Origin of the sequence: Acidovorax radicis (assembly GCF_020510705.1) — a bacterium.
Taxonomy (GTDB): domain Bacteria; phylum Pseudomonadota; class Gammaproteobacteria; order Burkholderiales; family Burkholderiaceae_C; genus Acidovorax; species Acidovorax radicis_A.
This window is the reverse complement of record NZ_CP075184.1, coordinates 4,537,144-4,556,818: the sequence shown is the minus strand read 5'-3', so window position 1 is coordinate 4,556,818 and position 19,675 is coordinate 4,537,144. Positions and strand designations below refer to the sequence as shown.

Annotated in this window: 16 protein-coding genes; 3 read left to right on the top strand and 13 right to left on the bottom strand. The window is 65.6% G+C overall.

Features of this window, described 5'->3' with window-relative positions; all coding sequences use genetic code 11:
• Position 1: 1 nt before the first annotated feature.
• Genes rbbA through KI609_RS20865 form a run of 5 tightly spaced genes read right to left on the bottom strand, consistent with a single transcriptional unit; the run spans position 2 to position 7,285 of the window.
• Positions 2-2,779, bottom strand: coding sequence for a ribosome-associated ATPase/putative transporter RbbA (gene rbbA / locus KI609_RS20885; RefSeq protein ID WP_226445444.1), 2,778 nt, complete (start codon positions 2,777-2,779; stop codon positions 2-4).
• Positions 2,780-2,782: 3 nt separating this feature from the next.
• Positions 2,783-3,856 (bottom strand): HlyD family secretion protein, encoded by a 1,074-nt coding sequence (locus tag KI609_RS20880; RefSeq protein WP_226445443.1) that lies wholly within the window; start codon positions 3,854-3,856, stop codon positions 2,783-2,785.
• Positions 3,853-5,313: an efflux transporter outer membrane subunit gene (locus KI609_RS20875; protein ID WP_226445442.1), complete on the bottom strand. Its 1,461-nt coding sequence runs from the start codon at positions 5,311-5,313 to the stop codon at positions 3,853-3,855. The genes KI609_RS20880 and KI609_RS20875 overlap by 4 nt, the downstream gene beginning before the upstream one ends.
• Positions 5,310-5,492, bottom strand: a complete 183-nt coding sequence (locus KI609_RS23115) for a hypothetical protein (RefSeq protein WP_413463445.1) — start codon at positions 5,490-5,492, stop codon at positions 5,310-5,312. Before KI609_RS23115 ends, KI609_RS20875 begins: the two co-directional genes overlap by 4 nt.
• Before the next feature lie 47 nt (positions 5,493-5,539).
• Positions 5,540-7,285, bottom strand: a complete 1,746-nt coding sequence (locus KI609_RS20865; RefSeq protein WP_226445441.1) for a PHA/PHB synthase family protein — start codon at positions 7,283-7,285, stop codon at positions 5,540-5,542.
• 11 nt (positions 7,286-7,296) lie between these two features.
• Between KI609_RS20865 and KI609_RS20860 the strand changes: the two genes are divergently transcribed.
• A complete protein-coding gene (locus KI609_RS20860) occupies positions 7,297-8,085 on the top strand; it encodes a TetR/AcrR family transcriptional regulator (protein WP_226445440.1) in 789 nt (262 codons plus the stop codon).
• 325 nt (positions 8,086-8,410) lie between these two features.
• On the top strand, positions 8,411-9,394 hold the full coding sequence (locus KI609_RS20855; RefSeq protein WP_413463349.1) for a TRAP transporter substrate-binding protein: 984 nt from the start codon (positions 8,411-8,413) through the stop codon (positions 9,392-9,394).
• 71 nt (positions 9,395-9,465) lie between these two features.
• On the opposite strand, the gene thiL is transcribed toward KI609_RS20855, so the two are convergent.
• The 5 genes from thiL to apaG form a co-directional block, all read right to left on the bottom strand.
• Positions 9,466-10,440: a thiamine-phosphate kinase gene (gene thiL / locus KI609_RS20850; RefSeq protein WP_226445438.1), complete on the bottom strand. Its 975-nt coding sequence runs from the start codon at positions 10,438-10,440 to the stop codon at positions 9,466-9,468.
• 99 nt (positions 10,441-10,539) lie between these two features.
• Positions 10,540-11,661, bottom strand: a complete 1,122-nt coding sequence (locus KI609_RS20845) for a YbdK family carboxylate-amine ligase (RefSeq protein WP_226445437.1) — start codon at positions 11,659-11,661, stop codon at positions 10,540-10,542.
• Positions 11,651-12,910, bottom strand: a complete 1,260-nt coding sequence (locus tag KI609_RS20840; RefSeq protein WP_226445436.1) for a cation:proton antiporter — start codon at positions 12,908-12,910, stop codon at positions 11,651-11,653. The genes KI609_RS20845 and KI609_RS20840 overlap by 11 nt, the downstream gene beginning before the upstream one ends.
• 161 nt (positions 12,911-13,071) lie before the next feature.
• Complete coding sequence (locus tag KI609_RS20835) at positions 13,072-15,084, bottom strand: site-specific recombinase (RefSeq protein WP_226445435.1); 2,013 nt, start codon at positions 15,082-15,084, stop codon at positions 13,072-13,074.
• Entirely contained in the window at positions 15,081-15,488 is a 408-nt protein-coding gene (apaG, locus tag KI609_RS20830) for a Co2+/Mg2+ efflux protein ApaG (RefSeq protein WP_226445434.1), read from the bottom strand. Before apaG ends, KI609_RS20835 begins: the two co-directional genes overlap by 4 nt.
• An 89-nt stretch (positions 15,489-15,577) precedes the next feature.
• Here apaG and rpe point away from each other — a divergent pair, with 89 nt between their 5' ends.
• Positions 15,578-16,258: a ribulose-phosphate 3-epimerase gene (rpe, locus tag KI609_RS20825; RefSeq protein WP_226445433.1), complete on the top strand. Its 681-nt coding sequence runs from the start codon at positions 15,578-15,580 to the stop codon at positions 16,256-16,258.
• A gap of 12 nt (positions 16,259-16,270) precedes the next feature.
• On the opposite strand, the gene KI609_RS20820 is transcribed toward rpe, so the two are convergent.
• The 3 genes from KI609_RS20820 to KI609_RS20810 all read right to left on the bottom strand — a co-directional run bounded on the left by KI609_RS20820 (position 16,271) and on the right by KI609_RS20810 (position 19,658).
• On the bottom strand, positions 16,271-16,663 hold the full coding sequence (locus KI609_RS20820; protein ID WP_226445432.1) for a hypothetical protein: 393 nt from the start codon (positions 16,661-16,663) through the stop codon (positions 16,271-16,273).
• Between the two features lie 128 nt (positions 16,664-16,791).
• Positions 16,792-18,963, bottom strand: coding sequence for a sensor histidine kinase (locus KI609_RS20815; RefSeq protein WP_226445431.1), 2,172 nt, complete (start codon positions 18,961-18,963; stop codon positions 16,792-16,794).
• The gene (locus KI609_RS20810; protein ID WP_209820489.1) at positions 18,960-19,658 is read right to left on the bottom strand and encodes a response regulator transcription factor; all 699 of its coding nucleotides are present in this window, start codon (positions 19,656-19,658) and stop codon (positions 18,960-18,962) included. Before KI609_RS20810 ends, KI609_RS20815 begins: the two co-directional genes overlap by 4 nt.
• Positions 19,659-19,675: the final 17 nt, after the last annotated feature.

Genomic DNA, 19,675 nt, shown 5'->3' with positions numbered 1-19,675 from the left:
ATCAGGATTCCTGCTTGCGCAGCAGCAAGATGGCTGTGCCGACGATGACTGGTGCTGCCACCAGCAGCGGCCAGAAGGATGGCAGCAGGCTCGACAGATCGAGCGCCTTGCTGAAGACCCCCCGGCTGATGGTGAGAAAGTGCGTGGCCGGGTAGATGCGGCCGATGAAGGCGCCTATGCCCTCGAGCGACGACACGGGGTTGATCAGTCCCGCGAACTGGACCGACGGGATCAGCGTGCCGATGATGGTGACGAACATCGCCGAGATCTGGCTGCGGGTGAACGTGGAAGCCAGCAGACCGAATCCGGTGGACGAGATGATGAACACCAGTGCCGTGAGCGCCAGCGTGGCGAAGCTGCCCTTGAGAGGCACGTCAAACACGGTCACTGCCAGGGCGGTCATGAGCAGAAAGTTGAACATGGCCAGCACGACGTAGGGCAGTTGCTTGCCCAGCAGAAACTCGGCCCGCGTGACGGGCGTGACGTACAGGTTGATGATGGAGCCCAGTTCTTTTTCGCGCACCACCGAAAGGGCCGTGAGCATGGCCGGTATCAGCATCAGCAGCAACGGAATCACCGCCGGCACCATGGCGGGGAGGCTCTTGACATCGGGGTTGTAGCGAAAGCGCGTCTCGACGGAGCTGGCCGCAGCCAACTGCACGCCCAGCCGGTGCTTTGCCATGTCGGCCAGCCACATCTGGTGCATGGCGCTGATGTAGCCGCGCACGGTTTCCGCGCGCATGGGCATGGCGCCATCGACCCAGGCCGCGATCTGCACGGTCCGGCCGTGCTGGAGGTCGCGCGCGAAGCCGGGCGGAATCTCGATGGCCAGCGCCAGCTCGCCGCTGCGCATGCGCTGGTCCAGCTCGGCGTGGTTGCGGATCGGGGGCTTTTCGATGAAGTAGCGTGAGCCTGCGAGGTTGAGCGCGTAGTTCTGGCTCAGCGTGGTCTGGTCCTGGTCGAGCACGGCATAGCTGAGGTCCTCGACGTCCAGGCTGATGCCGTAACCAATGATGAACATCAGCAGGGCAGTGCCGAGCAGCGCCAGCGTGGCCCGCACCGGGTCGCGCCGCAGCTCCAGTGTTTCGCGCCACATGTAGCTGAGGGCGCGGCCCAGGTTGAAAAAATCCCGGCGACGCTGCGGGGCGGGCAGTTTGCTCTGCGGTGTGGGCGCAGGTGCGAGCGTTGGCTGGGGGGCGGCTGGCTCCGGTGCGCCTTTCGCAGGCGCCGCCCGCTGGGTGCCCGAGGCGTCTTCCAGGTAGGCAATGAAGGCCTGCTCCAGCGAGCCGTCGCCGCGTTGCGCAGCGATGTCTGCGGGCCGGGCACTGACCAGCACCTTGCCCGCATGCATCAGCGAGATGCGGTCGCAGCGCTCGGCCTCGTTCATGAAGTGGGTGGAGATGAAGATGGTGACCTGGTCGCGGCGTGACAGCTCGATCAGCAGGCGCCAGAAATTGTCGCGCGCCACGGGGTCTACACCCGACGTCGGTTCGTCCAGGATCAGCAGCTCGGGCTGGTGCACCATGGCCACGGCCAGCGAAAGGCGCTGGCGCAGGCCCAAGGGCAGGGCATCGGGCAGGCTGTCCAGCTCCTCTTGCAGGCCAAAACGCTCGACCATGGCCTGCACGCGTGCCTGCACCTGGGCCTTGGGCACATGGAACAGGCGTGCGTGCAGCACCAGGTTTTGCCGCACGGTCTGTTCGCCATACAGCGAAAACGCCTGCGACATGTAGCCTACGCGGCGGCGGGTTTCAATGTCCCGTGGGTCCACCTTCTGGCCGAACAGCCAGGCCTCGCCGTCACTGGCGGGCAGCAGGCCGGTCAGCATCTTCATGGTGGTGGACTTGCCGCAGCCGTTCGATCCCAGGAAGCCGAAGATCTCGCCGCGGCGGATGCGGAAGTCGACATGGTCCACGGCCACGAAGTCGCCAAAGCGCATGGTCAGGCCCCGCGCCTCGATGGCCACCTGGGCGTCATCGCCCAGCGCCAGGGGTGTGATTTCCACGGGTTCGTGGCCGCGTTTTTTCTCATCGGGCAGCAGCCTGATGAAAGCGGCTTCAAGGTTGCGGGTGCCGGTGCGTTCCAGCAGCTCATGGGGTGTACCGGTGGCGAGCACCTGGCCATCGTCCATGGCCACCAGCCAGTCGAAGCGCTGGGCTTCATCCATGTAGGCGGTCGCCACCACCACGCTCATCTGTGGGCGTTCTTGCCGGATGCTGGCGATCAGCTCCCAGAACTGGGCCCGTGCCAGTGGGTCCACGCCGGTGGTGGGCTCGTCCAGGATCAACAGGTCCGGGTCGTGGATCAGTGCGCAGCACAGGCCGAGCTTTTGCTTCATGCCGCCCGAAAGCTTGCCCGCCGGGCGCGCCAGGAAGGGGTGCAGGCCGGTGCTGTGCGTCAGGTGATCGATGCGCCGGCGCCGCTCGGCCGCATCGTGGCCGAACAGGCGGGCGAAGAACTGCAGGTTTTCCTCGACCGACAGCGTGGGGTAGAGGTTCTTGCCCAGGCCCTGGGGCATGTAGGCGATGCGTGGGCAGACCGCATTGCGGTGTTGCTTGCTGCGCATGTCGCCGCCCAGCACCAGCAGGCTGCCCTGCTGCAGCACCCGGGCCCCCGCCACCAGTGCCAGCAGGCTGGATTTGCCCACACCGTCCGGACCGATGAGCCCGACCATGCGTTGGGCAGGGAGGTCGAGATGGACGCCCGCCAGCGCCACGGTTTTGCCGTAGCGCAGGCCCACACCCGCCAGCTGGACCACGCAGGGGAGGGCTTCTGTCACACCTTACTCCGGCAGCTTGATGGCCAGGTGGGCAGGCCACAGGGCGTCTGCGTCCAGCTTGAGCCAGGCCATGCCGGGAAGTCCGGTCTTGACCAGTTTCATGTGTTTTTGCAGCAACTCCGGTGCGATCTGGGCTTTGACGCGGAACATCAGCTTTTGCCGCTCGCTGGCGGTTTCAACGGTCTTGGGGGTGAATTGCGCGGTGCTGGCCACAAACGACACCTGGGCCGGAATCACCAGTTGCGGCGCTGCGTCGAGAACGATGCGCACCTCGCTGCCCAGTGCCAGCCTGCCTGCCACGGCCTCGGGCAGGAAGAAGGTCATGTAGACGTCGGACAGGTCCACCAGGTTGAGCACCTTGCCGCCGCCGCCGATCACCTCGCCGGGCTGGGCGATGCGGTACTGCACGCGGCCGCTGCGGGGCGCCACCAGCGCGCTGTCGTTGATGTCGGCCTTGACGCGCGCCACGGTGGCTTGTGCAGCCGTCACAGCGGCTCGCGCACTGGCCACCTGGGTGCGTGCCGCCGTGATGGCCGCCTGTGCGGCCTCGGCCTGTGCCTTGGCCGCCACCACGGCCGCCTGCAGGCTGCGCTCGCGGGCCCGGTCGTCGTCCACCTCCTGGTCGGATGAGGCGCCTTCGCGCACCAGCGTCTGCGAACGGGCCAGGCGCCTCTGCGCCGCTTCCAGCTCGCTTTGGCGCTGCGCCACCACGGCGAGCGCGGCCTGCCTGTCGCTTTCGCGCACGGCCACCTGGGCTTCGGCGCTGGCCACGGCGGTCACGGCCTGCTGGTGGCGCGCGCCGGCTTCATCGCGTGAGGCTTCCAGGGTATCGATTTGCATATGGGCCAGGGTCTGGCCAGCGGTGACGAATTCGCCTTCCTTCACCACGATGCTCTGCACGCGGCCGCCCAGCTTGGCCGCCACGTCGATCTCGGTGGCTTCGATGCGGCCGTTGCCGCTGGCAAACCCCTCTCCCAGGCCCGGTGGATGCATGCGCGTCCAGGCATAGGCGCCCGCCGCGAGCACGGCGACCACGATGGAAAGGGGAATCAGCCGGTTCTTCAAGAGGGGGTTCATGGTGTGTCGGGTTTTCGGGGCTCTGGCACGGAAGGGGCGAGCGTGAGCGCACCGCCACCCAGCGCGACATACAGCCCGACTTGATTGGATAGCAGGGCCCGGTGCGCCTGCACCGCCTGCTGCTGGGCGACGAGCAGGTCGCGTTGCGCGTCCAGCACGTCCAGAAAAGCGCTGGCCCCGTGGTCATACCGCAGCTGCGAAAGGCGTGCGCGTTCTGCCTGCACTGCCAGCGCTTCCTGGGCAATGCTGCGCTGGCGTGCCAGCCACTGCTGTGCTGCCAGCGCGTCCGATACGTCTCGGAATGCGGCCTGGATGGCTTTTTCGTAGTTCACCACGGCCAGCTCGCGGCGCACTTCGGCCAGGGTCAAATTGCTGCGCAGGCGCCCACCACTGAAGATCGGCACCGTGATGCTGGGTGAGAACGTCCACGCCGCACTGCCGCTGTCGAACAGGCCACCCAGCTCGGCGCTGGCGGTTCCCAAAGCCCCTGTGAGTGCAATGCGCGGGAAAAATGCCGCGCGCGCAGCCCCGATTTGTGCGTGGGCGGCCCGCAGTTGGTGCTCTGCGGCGATGATGTCGGGGCGCCGGGTCAACAGTTCGGAGGGCAGGCCCGCGCGCAGCGGGGGTAAGTTCTGTGCGTCCAGTCGATGGCCGGCGGGATCAAGCGCCACACCGGCGCCTACGAGCAAGACCAGTGCGTTGGCTTGCTGGGCACGCGCCAGCTCCAGTTGTGCGACCAGGGCCTGGGCCTGGGTCAGCAGTGTCTGCATCTGCGTCAGGCTCAGGCGCGAGGCCGAGCCCACTTCAACGCGGCGCGTGAAGATCCGCAGGCTCTCCTGGCGGCTGGTGCTGCTTTGCCGGGCCAAAGCCAGGCGTTCGTCCAGTTCGCACAGGATGAAGTAACTGTTGGCCACCTGCGCAATCAGGCCAAGGGTGACGGCGTGCTGTGCGGCCTCGGTGGCCAGGTAGTTCTCCAGGGCGGCATCGCGCAGGCTGCGTACACGGCCCCAGAAGTCGATCTCCCAGCTGGCCAGGCCCAGCCCCACCTGGTACTGGCTGCCCAGCAACGGTCGCCCGGTCAGATTCAGATCGGCCGGTACACGGGAGCGATCCAGGCCCGCCTGGCCGACCACGGTGGGCAGCAGATCGGCACGCTGGATGCCATAGGCAGCGCGGGCCTCGGCCACACGCAGGGCTGTGGCGCGAATATCGCGGTTGTGCTCCAGCGCCTGTGTCACCAGCGCCTGCAGCTGGGGGTCTGCAAAGTAGTTCTGCCAGGCGGGCACGTCGCCAGCGCTGGCCGTGGGGACATTGTTCTCGGCATAGACCGGGGCCACCGGCAGCGCCGGTGTGGCATAGGGTGGCGCCAGGGGCGCACAGCCAGACAGCGCCAGCGTGGCCGCAGCCAGAGCGTGCGTGCCATGGTGGGCGACAAGGTTCTTTGCGAAGAGGTTCATGGGCGGGCGTTCGCCAAGGACGTGGTCGCCACGGTCGACATGCAAGGTGTTGCCGGGGGCTGAGCGCCGCGCGTTGCTGGCAGTCTTGGGGCTGCGGCATTGACGCAGATGGCGTATGGCCCCCTGTCGGCGGCGAGAGCGCGCATGCTGTATTGCAGCGCGGCCTTCACCGGCTCCATGAGGCCTTGGTTGTTGGTGACTGCTCCAGTGCCCAGGTAGCGCATGGTCATGGCTCCATAACGTAGTTGCCGGGTGCATCGGCCACCGGCGGGTAGGCGCGAGCGCCCATGCGCGGTGGCTCGACGGGGGACCCGGAGCGCGCCTGCAGCCATGCCAGCCAGGCTGTCCACCACGAGCCTTGTTCCTCGGGGGCCGTGGCCAGCCATTCGTCGGTCGTCAGCGTATGGCCGCCCGCAGGGCGGGTAAGGAGCTGGAAGTGGCGGTGTGGGTTGCCGGGCGGGTTGACGACGCCGGCGTTATGCCCGCCGCTGGTCAGCGCGAAGGTGATGTCGGCGGGACTTTGCTGGTGCAGCTTGTAGACCGAGCGCCAAGGTGCTACGTGGTCGGTTACCGTGCCGACCATGAAAATCGGTACCGTCAGGTCGTGCAGTGCCACGGGCTTGCCATTGACCTGGTAGCGGCCTTCGCTCAGGTCGTCATGCAGGAACAGCCGGCGCAGGTACTGCGAGTGCATTTTGGCGGGCATGCGCGTCGCGTCCGCGTTCCAGGCCATCAAGTCGTTCACGGGGGCGCGGTCGCCCAGCAGGTATTCGTTGACCATGCGCGACCACAGCAGATCGTACGAGCGCAGCATCTGAAAGGCGCCCGCCATCTGGCTGGCCTTGAGGAAGCCTGTCTGGTTCATTTGTGCGTCCAGCAGGCTCAGTTGGCTCTCGTCAATGAACAGGCCCAACTCGCCGGGCTCTGAGAAGTTGGTTTGCGCGGCCAGCAGTGTCAGCGAGGCCAGGCGGTTGTCCCCGTCACGTGCCATGGCGGCCGCAGCGATAGACAGCAGGGTGCCACCCAGGCAGTAGCCGGTGGCGTGTACCTTGTGGTGGGGCACGATGGTGGTGACGGCGTCCAAGGCCGCGTGAAAGCCCAGCTCCAGGTAGTCGTCCATACCCAGGTCCCGGTCTTTGGCCACCGGGTTTTTCCAGGAGATGCAGAACACCGTGTGGCCTTGGTCCACCAGGTACTTGATCAGGGAGTTGTGCGGCGACAGATCCAGGATGTAGTACTTCATGATCCACGCTGGCACGATCAGGATCGGCTCAGGGTGCACCGCGCCCGTGCTGGGTGCGTACTGGATCAATTCGATCAAGCGATTGCTCAACACCACTTTGCCGGGCGTGATACCCACATCGCGGCCCACCACAAACGCGTCGGTGCCAGCCGGCGGTGCGCCCGTGGCCTGGCGCTTCATGTCATCCGCCGCGTTGAAGGCGCCGCGCAGCAGGTTGGTTCCGCCCTCGGCCAGGGTGCGCCGGAGCACGACCGGGTTGGTCAACAACTGGTTGCCGGGAGAAAAAATATCCAGCATCTGCCGTGCCATGAACGACACGATGTCTTCATGGTGCTTTTCCACGCCCCAGACGCCCTGGGTTGCCGCTGCCCACCACTGCTCGGTCAGCAAAAAGGACTGGTGCAGGAGGTTGAACGGCCACTGCTGCCATTCGGGGTCTGCGAAGCGCCGGTCGGTGGTCGGGGGCTCCACCGCATGGCGGGCCGCGCGGTCGGGGCCGGCCGCCATGCGCTCCCGCGCATAGCGGGCCAGGGTTTCGCTCTGGTGCAGGGCCAGTCGCACCAGGTCCATGCACTTGCCGGGCGAGGTGGCCAGGTGCAACGCCCAATCGGTGGATGCCAGCAGGGGCGTGGCTTGCGACAGGGACGAGACGCGCCGCGCCAAGGCCGCATGGAATAGCGGATCCCACTGCTCTGCCATGGTCGTGGGTGAAAAAGAAGCGTTCTGCATGGAGGTTTTCCGTGAGTCAGCGTAAGCACTGGCTGGGTGGGTACCCGTTGCTGGAGCATGGACTACTGCATACCGACTGGTCGGTAACTAATTCCACGGTCATCATACCCACGATGCAGGAAAAATTGGTAGAAACCCTGGTTTTTGGACCCAAAGAGGCTGAAATGAAAGCCCCGGTGCGCAAGCGTCTGGCGCCACAGGTGCGGGTGCCGCAGATTCTGGATGCCGCTTTGGTGGAATTTGCGGAACGTGGTTTCACCGCTGCGCGGATGGACGACATTGCCGGGCGCTGCGGTTTGTCCAAAGGGGGGCTGTACGCGCATTTTCAGAGCAAGGATCAGATCTTCAAAGCCTTGTTGGGCCGGTTATTGGCCCCTCCGGCGTGGCAAGACCTGCCACCGCCTGCGGCCAGTGCAGGCCCGCGCGCATTGGCGCAATGGATTACCGATGGCCTGTATGCCGCCCTGGGGCAGCCTGCATCTTTGGCGGCACTGCGCCTGCTCGTGGCAGAAAGCGCCCGGGTAGAGGCCCTTGTGGGTCTGTGGGAGCGCACCGTGGTGCAGCCCCAGGTGGCTTTTTTGGGCGAAACGGTGGCGGCCTACCTCGTGCGTGATGACCGTGAGCCCAGTGTTCTGGTGCGCGAGCCGTGGCTGGTGGTCGCACCCATTGCGCATGCGCTGCTGTCACAAATGATTTTTGGGGCCGGTGGGATGGACCATCTGGAACGCTGCCGCCAGGGCCATATTGATCTGCTGTGCGAGTTGCTGGAGCCCCGCTGGCGCGCCGACGCTCCCCATTGAAAATTTGATGACCGACGTCGTATGACGTTGCGGCCTGCCAAGCCCACGGTTGCTGGGCGCAGGACCTTCGCGTTTACCCGGTGTGTTGTTGGTGGAAGGCTGGCGAAAATACCGCACACAGCGATGCGGCACAACGGATTGCCCAAAACACCTCGGCGGATAGTCAGAGGGGTGCGATGGGGCGTTGTGCAGGGGCCGTTGTTCGCGCCTGGAAGGCCGCAGGTTGGACACATTCATACGATGTCATTACGCGCTAATTTGTACGATGTCGTACCAATAAATCCGTGCTGCCAAAGCTAAAACAAAAAACCAACGAGGGATGCATATGCACAGGGGACTGAGAGCGGGGTGGATGTTCGCGGTTGCGGCCGGGCTGTTGGTGTGTGCGGGCTCTGGCATGGCGCAAACGCGCTTGCGCGCCTGGAACATCCATCCCGACGGTTATCCCGTCACCGAGGCGATGAAAAGCTTTGCGCAGCAGGTGGCCAAGGCCACACAGGGGCGCTACCAGATCGAGGTGTTCTCCAACGCCACGCTGGGCGATCAGCCCAAGGCCGTGCAGATGCTCAAAAGCGGCGAAATCGACGTGGCCGAGTTCAGCTCGGGCCCGCTGTCGGATGCCGTGCCGGGTATCAAGGTGTTGAACCTGCCATTTCTGTTCACCGACTCCGCCCACATGTTCCGCCACCTCGATGGCAAGCTGGGTGAGCGCTTTTCGGCCAACCTGCAGGCGGCTGGTTTTGTGGTGCTGGGCTGGTATGACGGTGGGTCTCGCTCGTTTTATTGTGCGCAGCGTGCGCCAGCCAACATCCGTGATCTGGCGGGTGCCTCCATTCGGGTGCAGCAGTCGGAGATCTACACCGAGATGATCAAGCTGCTCGATGCCAAACCCGTGGCACTGCCGTTCAAGGAGGTGCTGGCAGGGTTTGAGAAGGGCACGATTGACTGTGCCGAAAACAACATGCCGTCCTACGAATCCACCGGGCACTACAAACTGGCCAAGAACGTGTATGTGACCAACCATGTGGTCTCGCCCGAGGCCTTGGTGGTGTCTACCGCCCTGTGGGGCAAGCTCTCGGCTGAAGACCGCAAGGCATTTGCCGAAGCGGGCGCGCAGTCGGCCTTGCTCATGCGCGATCTCTGGAACAAGCGCGTGGCGCAGGCGCTGGAGACCACGGCCAAGCAGGGCGCGCAGTTTGTGCGTGTGAAAGACATCTCGCCGTTTGTGCGGCGCATGGCGCCGCTCTATGGCAAATACATGAAAGACCCGACCACGCGCGAAGAGCTGCTGACCATCATCTCGAAGTAGATCCGGTGGGTGCCCTTTTGGGGGGGGGCTATTGACAGGGCCGCAGCCCTCACGGCGGTGGTGACCGCGCATCACTGGAAATGGTCGAACGAGGCGTAGCTGTTCGTCAGCAGATGGCCTTGGGCATCCACCAGCTGCAGCCCAGGCTGTGCCAATACCGTGCCAATGCGGGTCACGGGGGTGTTGCCGGCCAGCGATGCGGCGGCCACGGCGTCGCGGCGGTCGGGTGGCGCGGTGAATACCAGCTCATAGTCGTCACCACCGGCCAAGGTGGCTTGGTGAATGATTTTTGAGCCAAATGGGCTTGTGGCGCTTGATACATAAGCGCAAGCAGCTATCAAATTAGAAGTGATATGGGTGTCGATGCGCGCCCCGCCGCCTGACGCTTTGAGGATGTGCGACAAATCCCCCAGCAGCCCATCGCTCACATCCATGGCGCTGCTGGCCACACCGCGCAGCGCCTGGCCCAGGGCGACGCGGGGGGTGGGCCGTTCCAGCCGCAGCCGGGTGCGCGCGAGCAGATCGGCCGGCAGGGTGAGGTGGCCCAGCAGCGCCTCAAGCGCCAGGCGCGCGTCACCCAGCGTGCCGCTCACATAGATGTCGTCACCGGGGCGGGCGCCGCTGCGCAGCAAGGCCTGGCCGGCGGGCACTTCGCCAAACACGGTGATGCAGATATTGAGCGGGCCTTGCGTGGTGTCGCCGCCCACCAGCTCGCAGCCGTGCACATCGGCCAGCGCCAGCAGGCCGCGTGAAAACCCCGCCAGCCATGCCTCATCCACACGCGGCAAGGCCAGCGCGAGCGTGAACGCCAGCGGGCGGGCGCCACAGGCGGCCAGGTCTGACAGGTTCACGGCCAGCGCCTTGTGGCCCAGGGCCTCGGGGTCTACATCCGCAAAGAAGTGGCGGCCCTCCACCAGCATGTCGCTGGAGATGGCCAGTTGCATGCCCGGTGCGGGCGCCAGCAAAGCGCAGTCATCGCCCACGCCCAGCACGGCACGCTGCACGGGGCGCGTGAAATAACGCGCGATCAGATCGAATTCACCCATGGGGGGATTGTGCGATGCAGACACCGGGCGCGGAGCCAAACCATGGGCCCTTTTCACGCCAGCCAGTCCGCCGGGTAGCCGAGCAGCCGGACGATAGTGTCAGCGCCCGCCGCGAAAGCGCTGTGCCGCCTGGCGGCTGACTTCTGCAAGCAGTTGTTCCTCTCGCTGGCGTTCACGCAGCCAACGCGCATCGTTTTGCCCGGCCTCGACCTCGGTGCGCAGCATGTGCATGGCGCTGGATGCACCCTGCAGCGCCGCGTGGCCCGCAATCTTGTCCATGGTGTGCAGGATGTGCTCGCGCAGGGGCATGTGGTCACCGGTGGCGGGGTCCACATACACCGCGTCCATGCCAAAGCGGCAGGCCTGAAAGCGGTTGTAGGTGTACACAAGGTAGTCATCCTCTTCGGGAATGAAGGGCTGGTCCGCCAGGAACCATGCCCCGAGCGACTGCACAAAACCGGCCAGGGCGGCCGCACGCTCAATGGTGAGCGGCGTGTCGAACACACGGATCTCGATGGTGCCGAACTCGGGCTTGGGGCGAATGTCCCAATAGAAGTCCTTCATGCTCTTGACCACACCGGTGCGCGTCATCTTGTTGAAGTACTGCTCGAACTCTGTCCAGGTCAACACACAAGGCGCGCGGCCCGACAGCGGAAAGGCAAACACTGAATTGAGCCGGGCCGAGTCAAACGCCGTGTCTTGTCCCTGCACGTAAGGGCTGGAGGCCGACAGTGCGATGAAGTGCGGAATGTAGCGCGACATGCGGTGCAGCATGAGCAAGGCTGCGTCGGCATCGGGGCAGCCAATGTGCACGTGCTGGCCAAAGATGGTGAACTGCTTGGAGAGGTAGCCGTACAGCTGCGACAGCTCCTGAAAGCGGGGCTTGTCGTAGATGCGCCGCTCGTGCCACTGCTGGAACGGGTGTGTGCCCCCGCCTACCACGGCGATGTTGAGCTTGTCAGCGCTTTTGACCAATGCATCGCGGATGGGCGTGAGTTGCCCCAGCACCTCGCTGGCCGAATGGCAGATATCGGTGGAGATCTCGATCATGCTGTTCGTCATCTCGGGCACCACGCTGCCGGGCAGCGGAGTCTTGGCCATGAGGCGCAGCATGTCGTCGGCGTAGGGCGCCAAGTCGTAGTCGTTGGTGTTGACGAGCTGCAGCTCCAGCTCAACGCCCAGCGTCAGGGGTTCGGAATGGTTGAAGGCTTCAAGACTCACGGCTGTTCTCTCCGTTGTGGCCACGGGTCAGTGGCGCCCAGGGTTTTGAGCTTTCGCCCGCACGGTAGATGGCCACGGTGGCAATCACGGCGCCCAGGACTTCCATCAGCAAAATGGCCGGCAGCGCCACACCGGCAATCACATGGCCGGTGGAGGGCGAGGCCAGCACGAACTGCGAGGCGATCAAGAGCGCGATGGAGGACATCGGCGTCATCGCGCAACCCACCCACAGGGCTTGCTTCCAGCTTGCCCCGCTGCCCACGTTGCCCAAAGCGACGCCCGTGGCCTTGGCTACCAGGCGCACGGCAATCAGGGCCAGCACCACGCCAGCCACGGGGGCGCTCCAGTCGGCCTGCGCAGCCACGGTCGAGACCAGCACAAACATCAGCATGGTGAGCAGCGACGATGCATTGCCCAGCTGGCGGGGCCAGGCCCAGGGGCGCGGGTTGAGCTGCTTGAGAAGCATGCCGCCCAAAAGCGCGGCCAGGGGAGCTGAGCCCCCCATGTGCGCCGCCACCGCTGTGCCCGCTGCCACCAGCGCCAGAAACAGCATGGACGTGTTCTCGCTCGTGGGGCTCATGAAGCGCAGGGCCATGCGCAGCACCAGGGCCAGCACGGCGGCTACGATGATGGAGACACCCAGCACCACCACCACGGGGTACACGGTCTCCATCAGCGTGAGGCTCTGGCGGTTGATCAGCTCGGCCTTGGCGCTGCCCAGCGTCAGTGCATACAGCGTGGACAAGGTGGTGAGCACGATGGCGCGCTCTGTGACCGGGCCTGCCGCGCGGGTGTCGGCCACCACACGGGTGAGCACGGCAGGCGAGGCGGCCAGCGCCACCAGGGCGAGCGGACCAGCCACCTGGGTGGGCAGGTTCAGCCACACCAGCACCCAGTACACGGCAAAGTAGGTCAACACCGATTCGGCAATGCTCTGCACCAGCACCATGGGGTTGTGGCGGAACCAGCGCAGCGGAATGCGGCCGCCGCATTCAAACAGCACGATGGCGATGCCCAGCTCCAGCAGGAACAGGCCGATGCCCTGCAACGGCCACACTGCCCCGCTGAACCCGGCCAGCCCGGCGGCGGTGCCCACCAGCGAATAGCCGAGCACCTTGGGCAGGCCGGTATGGCGCTGTGTGAGATAGCCCGCCATGGCGGCCACGGCCAGCAGCAGCGACCATTGCACCGTGGGCAACCCGGCCGAGGGGCGCAGCCACTGCGCCCAGAAGCTCAGGATTTCATTCATGTCATGGAACCTCTGCGTCAGACGGGCGGAGCCCGTCGGTGTGAAAGGGCCGGTGCACAGGCCCTTCTCAGGCGGAAGGGGGTGCGCTTGGGCGTTGGTGCCCCGAATTTACAGGCGGAAACATTCCAGCCATGTAGGACAGATGCGGCGGTTGTCCGCCCTCAAGCTTGCGACGATACACCAACGCTGACCTGTCGCGCCGGCACGAAAAAGCTCAGGGGCGCGCTGCGCAGGCGGGCGCGAATGGCGGCGTAGATGCGCGAGCGGTCCACGCCGCTTACGTTCTGCGCACGCAGCGCCAGGCTGAAGGCCAGGTAAAAACTCACCGACACATTCAGTGCGCCGAGAAACGGCAGCGAGGCCACGGCCCACCAGAACGCAGGCAAATGCAGCACCTGCAGGCCCAGCGTGGCACTGGCAGCGCCCATCTGTCCCGTGGACAGCGTGACATGGCGCACATCCAGCCCCAGCCCGAAAAATGCGGCAAATGCGGGCACCAGGCCCAGCATGAAACCCAGGGAGATGTTGGCCGCAAAGCCCGAGAGGTTTTCGCGCAGGAATCGCGCCCACCGCGCCGCACGCCGGGCACCAAGCAGCCGCGTGATGCGTGGGTTGTAGTGCATGGCCGAGTCCAGCCGGTTGAGTACGAACCAGTTCTCTGTCCACCCAGCGATGATGCTGGAGGCAAACAGCAGCACACCCGTGAAGGCGGCAAAGAACAGCGAGGGCCCGAGCAGATGCAGGGACTCGAACACATGCTCGGTCTGTTTCTCGCTGATGGCCGGGTGGCCCGTGGCCAGTGCAATCAGCGCGGCCAGCGCCAGCACGGCAGGAAACACCACCAGCACATTGCCCAGCACGGCAGCAACCTGTGAGCGCACCAGATGCGTAATTTCATCCACAAACGATTCGATGGCATCGCCGGTGCCCAGTTCCTTGAGCTTGGCCGCCATGGCAGGGGCCGTCATGGCGGGTTGTTTGGTGGCCACCGTGAAGTGCAGCAGCTGGATCAACACAAAGCTCACGGCGTAGTTGATACCCGCCATGAATCCGCCCCAGAACGCGGAGAGCGCCAGCGCGTAGAGCCCGAACTTGGCCAGCGTGGTGAAGGCCATCAGCGCGCCACCACCGGCCGATTTTCTGAGCATGGATCGGTATTCAGCGCCTGTGCGGGTGATGTAGTGTTCACCGGTCTCGGCGCTGCGCTCGGCCACCTTGGCGGCCAGCAACGAGGAGTTGGACGCCAGCAGAGCGCGCAGGCTGCGCCGCTCTTGCCCCACCATGACCAGGTGTGCCATCAAGCGTGCTGCGGTGACCGCCGGTTTGGGCGACAGCAGGCAGTCCAGCAACTCCCGCACACGCAGGATGCGCTCGCGCAGTTGCCGCAAGCGAAACACCAGCCCCACCGAAATGCCGTTCGCTTCAAAATGGGTATACACGGTGGCGGCTGCTGCGCGGCAAGCCTCCAGGCGTTCGCGCAGCCGCTGGGCGGACTCGTTGATCCGGTCAGGGGTGCGCAGCGCATGCAGTACTTCGACGCGCAGGCTCTCCACGTCACGAATCAGCGCATGAAAGGGCTGCGCCTCGCGGGCCGACTCATTCATGCGCAGCCGCAGCTCGGGGGCAAAACCGGTCGAAAGAATCTGCCCCGCGCAGTACGTGATGGCATCGAGCAAGGCCCGGTGCCAGCGTGTTGCACCTCCCGGGCCTGCAGCAGCGTCAGGGGGAGCCAGCAGCTCGACCAAGCGGTCGAGCTGTGTTTCTTCAAGCGCTGCCAGCCATTGGGCATCAAAGGCGCTGGGCAGCGCCAGCATGAAAAGCTCTGACGCGTCGATGGTCTCGGGACTGCCGGGCAGAAGCTTGGTGCGCAGGCGCTCCGCGATCTCACTGACCAGAGCGGTGCGGGGTGCAAACCCAAAATCGGCCAACAGGGTGGTGACATCCACCTGGTCCACCAAGGTGGACCACCACGCCTTCAGCCGCAACGGGATATCCGGCCGGGCCGCCACTGCATCGAGAAAAAGCTGCACCCGTGCGACAGACCCCGGCACCGAGTCGCGCTTGCCGCGCACCCAGTCCAAGAGGCTGATGAGCCATAGATGGCGGTGGGCCAGGTCGGCCGACGGCTCTAGCGCAGCGAGGAGATTGACCAGGTCCTTGGGCGTGGGGCTCAATGCAGCACCCGTCCACTCAGCGGCTCGCCAGACGGGCCATGGCTCAGTGCCTCCAGCACAAACAGCGGAACTGGCGTGTTGAAAGGCTCGCCATCTTCGGCCACGCAATGGAAGGTGCCGTGCATGGTGCCGCTGGAGGTGCGCAGCCGGCAGCCGCTGGTGTACTGGAACGATTCGCCGGGCTTGAGCAGGGGTTGTTGCCCCACCACGCCCAGGCCTTTGACCTCTTCGGTGTGGCCGCGCGCGTCACTGATGATCCAGTGGCGGGAGATCAACTGGGCGGGTGTGTCACCCGCGTTGGTGATGGTGATGGTGTAGGCGAAGCTGAACACTCCCGTGTCCGGCGCAGACTGCTCGGGCAGGTATTCGGGCAGCACTTCCACGTCAAACTGGTACTTTGGCATGGGCCGCATGGTAACCGTGCCGCCCTGTGCGCGTGCAACTTCCAGGCGTCAAAAACCCCAGTGGTCCTGCGCTTTGCGACAATCGGGGGATGAGCCGCACATTCCAAATCGCCCCCTCCATCCTCTCCGCCGACTTTTCCCGCCTGGGCGAAGAAGTGCGAAATGTCATTGCCGCTGGCGCAGACTGGATCCACTTTGACGTGATGGACAACCATTACGTGCCCAACCTCACTTTCGGCCCCATGGTGTGCCAGGCCTTGAAGCCCCATGCCAAGACGCCTGCGGGCGTGGCTGTGCCGATCGACGTGCATTTGATGATCCAGCCTGTGGACGCCCTGGCCGCTGCCTTTGCCGACGCGGGTGCGGACTACATCAGCTTTCACCCCGACGCCTCGGGCCATGTGCACCGCAGCATCCAGGCCATCCGGTCCAAGGGCGTCAAGCCCGGCCTGGTGTTCAATCCGGCCGAGCCGCTCGATGTGCTGGACTGGGTGATCGACGACATCGACCTCATCCTCATCATGAGCGTGAACCCCGGCTTTGGCGGCCAGAGCTTCATTGACTCGGCCCTGCGCAAGGTCGAGGCCGTGCGCAAGCGCATCGACGCATCGGGCAAGGACATCCGCCTGGAAGTCGATGGCGGCATCAAGACCGACAACATCCGCCGCGTGGCCGATGCAGGCGCTGACACCTTTGTGGCGGGCAGTGCCATCTTTGGCAAACCGGACTACCGGGGTGTGATCGACGCGATGCGCGTGGCCCTGGGCTGATCGGAGTTCAGATTACTGCTGCGCAGGCACGGTGATGGTGGTCGTGGTCGATTCGCGCAGCACGCCGCCGCCGGAGACCGAGCCACTCGCCGGGCTGCTTTGCACGCGGCGCAAACAATCCGCCTGGTCGGCTGCCGTCTGGAACGCTGCGCAACGCTGGGTGGCGTTGTCGGTGGCGGCGGCACCTGGGTTGCTCAGATCACCCTTGCGCGAAGCATCCAGTGCGTTGTTGGCTTCGCGCAGGCAGGTGGACAGGCTGCCCTGGGTGTTGTTGGTCATGCACTTTTCCCGCTCCTGCTCATAGCGTGCCCGTGCGTCCTGTGGCGGCGTTTGTGCGGAGGCACCCGCGCAGGCCAGCAGCAAGGCAGCGGTGAAGACGGGCGTGGTAAAGGAAAGGCGTTTCATGAAAGGGCTCCTGAGGCAATGGCAGACGAAGGTCTGAACCTATGCCAGCAGGGTAGGCCCCGTGACGATGTGCCCCTGTCGGACAGTGCCGCCCTTGCCCGTGCTCGGGTTGCGCGTCTTGGGCTGGGTCAGCCCAGCCGCTGAAAGGTCAGGACGAAGGCCACGCCATCGGACGTATTGCGCGCATTGATGGTGCCGCCCATCTTGGCCATGTAGGTTTTGGCCACAAACAGCCCCTGGCCCCGGTGCTCACCCTCGCCGAGTGGGGTAGGGCTGGCGGGGTCGGAAACGCCCAGCTCAAAAATCCGCTCCAGCAGGTCGTCGGCAATGGTGGAGCCCTGGTTGTGCAACGTGGCGCTGGCCGTGGATTCCGATGCCATTAGCGTGAGCGTGATGGCGCTGCCGGTGGGGCGGTAGCGGTCGGCATTGCGCAGGATGTGGGTCACCACGTCTTCGAGTGCAAACTCGTCGGCCCGCACGATGACCGGGCCAGGGTGGCCTGGGCCCAGGTCGTACACCACATCCAGAATGCCCGCAAAGTGCGCGTTGTCCGCCACGTTGCGCAAGAAGGCATCCAGGTCCAGGCGACCCTCGGGCACATCGGCGGCCTGCAGCGCCTCGGCGGGTGATGCCGTGCCGTACAGCACATGGATGGCCTGTTGCATGCGCTGCACATAGCGGTGGCCGGGGTCTTCCGGGCCGTTCAGCGCCATCAGCGATTGCAGGGGCGACATGATCTCGTGCCCCACGGCGTGCCACATGTCGCGCTCCTGCTGGGCGCGCAGTTGCTCGCGCTGCAGGTCGTCCTTCACGCGCTGCAGCAGGTCGGCCAGGCCCCCGGCCAGAATACCCAGCTCGTCCGAGCCGCGCAGGTCCGACACGTCCAGGTCGCCCAGCCGGGGCCCGGTGTGGCCGGGCTGCACGTTGTACGACACGGCGGCGGCGCGGCGGGTGAGGGCCGTCACGCGGCGGATCAGGCCTACCTCCACCACCAGCCAGGCCAGTGCGATGGCGGCCAGCATCGCGCCCAGGTACCACGACAGGCGCGTGGCCACGGCGGCCAGGCTTTGCTCCACGCCGCGCAGGTGGCCGGTGAAGTTGACCACATAGTTGCCGGTGGGCGTGTCCAGAATGTCCAGGGCCGTGGGCGCGGCGGGCGTGGCCGCTGCCGGGCCTACACCCGCAGCCTCCAGCGGCAGCCAGCGGATCAGGCGCAGCAGCCAGGGGGCTGATGGCTCGGCCTGCACGTCCAGCCCCTTGAGGGTGATGGCGCTGGCCTCGTCGCTGCCCAGCTTGCGGATCTGCACACGTTCGCCCGGCAGCAGGCTGCGCGAGAGGTCGTTCAACGATGCGGCCAGCTGCGCACCGGGGGCGTTACTGTCGAACAGGGGCTTGGTGTCTTCGCCGGGTGCCAGCATTTCCACCCGCACGCGCATCTGTCCCAAGTCCTCCGGCGGCCAGACCAGGCGCTCGTCTTTGCGGAACAGGGCTTCGCGGAACAGCTCGACGGGCAGGCGGATGGAATAGTGGGTGCGGCGCAGGCAGTCAGGGGTGGTGCCCTCGCCAGCTGGTGCGCTGGCCGATGGGGGTGGTAGGTCACGGCACTGGCCGTTTTGCCACAGCCAGCCGCGAAAGTCGCGCACCGGCCGCGCGCGGGCGTCGAGCTGCGGTGTGCCGTTGTCCACAAACCCTGTGAGCCGCCCGCGCACGGCCGCGCTGCCTTGCGGCGGCATGGCCTCGTACGGCGCAATCCAGCGGTAGGTGGCGCCACGCATGTCCAGGCTGATGCGCGCACGGTGTGCTTCGGCGGGCACCAAGGCGCCGCGCTCGCGGGGTATCAGCTCGCCTGCGTAAAAACTGCCCACCAGATAGATGAAGCCGCCCGCATAGGGGTTGTTGCCAATCGCGGCGCACACCGAGGCACCATCGGGGTACTGCACCGAGCAGCCCGCCATCTCCACGGCCTGCTGCGATTTTTGGGGGTCGTCAAAGTCGATGGCCGCGTAGGGCAGCAGCAGCGGTGCCAGCGGCGTCACGCCCTGGCCCAGGTGGCCGGCATTGAGCAGCGCCAACTGGCCCGAGGGGTGGCGCAACCGTGCCATGACTTCCGCCTGGCTGCGCACAAACCCATGCTGGTAGGCTTGCCAGGCGCGCTCTTTCTCGTCCTTGAGCACCACCACGCTCAGTGCCACCGTGGCCAGGGCCAGCAGTACGAAAACACTGCGCACCAGAATGCGCAGGCGGAACGCGGGCAAGCCCAGGCGGGGTATGTCGAGTGCTGGGCGTAACAGGCGCTTCATTTGCCGACCCAGCGGAAGCCTCGCATGGGCACGTTTTCTATTCCCTCAAATCCAGGATCGACTTCACGCAGCGCCTCGCGGATGGTGCTCACATGCTTGCGCACGTTGTCGCGGTTGCGGCCGCTTTTCACCACCTCGAACAGTTCGTCATACGACACCACTTCGCCGCTGCGCTGGTGCAGCGTGGCCAGGATGCGCTGGGCCGTGAGCGGCAGGTTGATGCGCTCGCCGCGCCAGGTGGGGGTGCGCTGCCACAGCGGGTCCAGCACCAGCGCATCGCCCACGGGGGCGGGGGCTGCGCTGGCCGGGGCCTGTGCCTGCGTGGTGCGCAGGATGTCGAGAAAGGTCTCGATGAAATCGGCCTCTTCAAACGTGGTTTTCTGCAGATAGTCCCACGCATCGAGCGCCTTCATGATGCTGCGGTAGATGGCCGCAGGCATGGCCGACACCACCAGCACGGGCGTGCCCTGGCGCAGCTTGTTGATGGCGTTGATGAGGGCCACGCCCGCGTGGCGCTCGCGGCCCAGCTCGATGTCGAGCACCACGGCGTCGTAGTGCTCGCGGGCCAGTGCGGCCTCGGCCTCGTCGCGGGTGAACCACTGGTCGATGACGATGCCGCTCTTCGCACTGCGTATCCACCCCGCCAATTGGTTGCTGGTGGGCAGGTCGTCTTCGATCACGGCAATGCGGGTCATGGGCAGGGCGGGGCAGT

Bases quoted from the DNA above. Each gene is read 5' to 3' on its own strand.
- KI609_RS20880 (WP_226445443.1), bottom strand. From the start codon at position 3,856: ATGAACCCCCTCTTGAAGAACCGGCTGATTCCCCTTTCCATCGTGGTC.
- KI609_RS20875 (WP_226445442.1), bottom strand. From the start codon at position 5,313: ATGAACCTCTTCGCAAAGAACCTTGTCGCCCACCATGGCACGCACGCT.
- KI609_RS23115 (WP_413463445.1), bottom strand. From the start codon at position 5,492: ATGGAGCCGGTGAAGGCCGCGCTGCAATACAGCATGCGCGCTCTCGCC.
- KI609_RS20865 (WP_226445441.1), bottom strand. From the start codon at position 7,285: ATGCAGAACGCTTCTTTTTCACCCACGACCATGGCAGAGCAGTGGGAT.
- KI609_RS20855 (WP_413463349.1), top strand. From the start codon at position 8,411: ATGCACAGGGGACTGAGAGCGGGGTGGATGTTCGCGGTTGCGGCCGGG.
- thiL (WP_226445438.1), bottom strand. From the start codon at position 10,440: ATGGGTGAATTCGATCTGATCGCGCGTTATTTCACGCGCCCCGTGCAG.
- KI609_RS20840 (WP_226445436.1), bottom strand. From the start codon at position 12,910: ATGAATGAAATCCTGAGCTTCTGGGCGCAGTGGCTGCGCCCCTCGGCC.
- apaG (WP_226445434.1), bottom strand. From the start codon at position 15,488: ATGCCAAAGTACCAGTTTGACGTGGAAGTGCTGCCCGAATACCTGCCC.
- rpe (WP_226445433.1), top strand. From the start codon at position 15,578: ATGAGCCGCACATTCCAAATCGCCCCCTCCATCCTCTCCGCCGACTTT.
- KI609_RS20820 (WP_226445432.1), bottom strand. From the start codon at position 16,663: ATGAAACGCCTTTCCTTTACCACGCCCGTCTTCACCGCTGCCTTGCTG.
- KI609_RS20815 (WP_226445431.1), bottom strand. From the start codon at position 18,963: ATGAAGCGCCTGTTACGCCCAGCACTCGACATACCCCGCCTGGGCTTG.
- KI609_RS20810 (WP_209820489.1), bottom strand. From the start codon at position 19,658: ATGACCCGCATTGCCGTGATCGAAGACGACCTGCCCACCAGCAACCAA.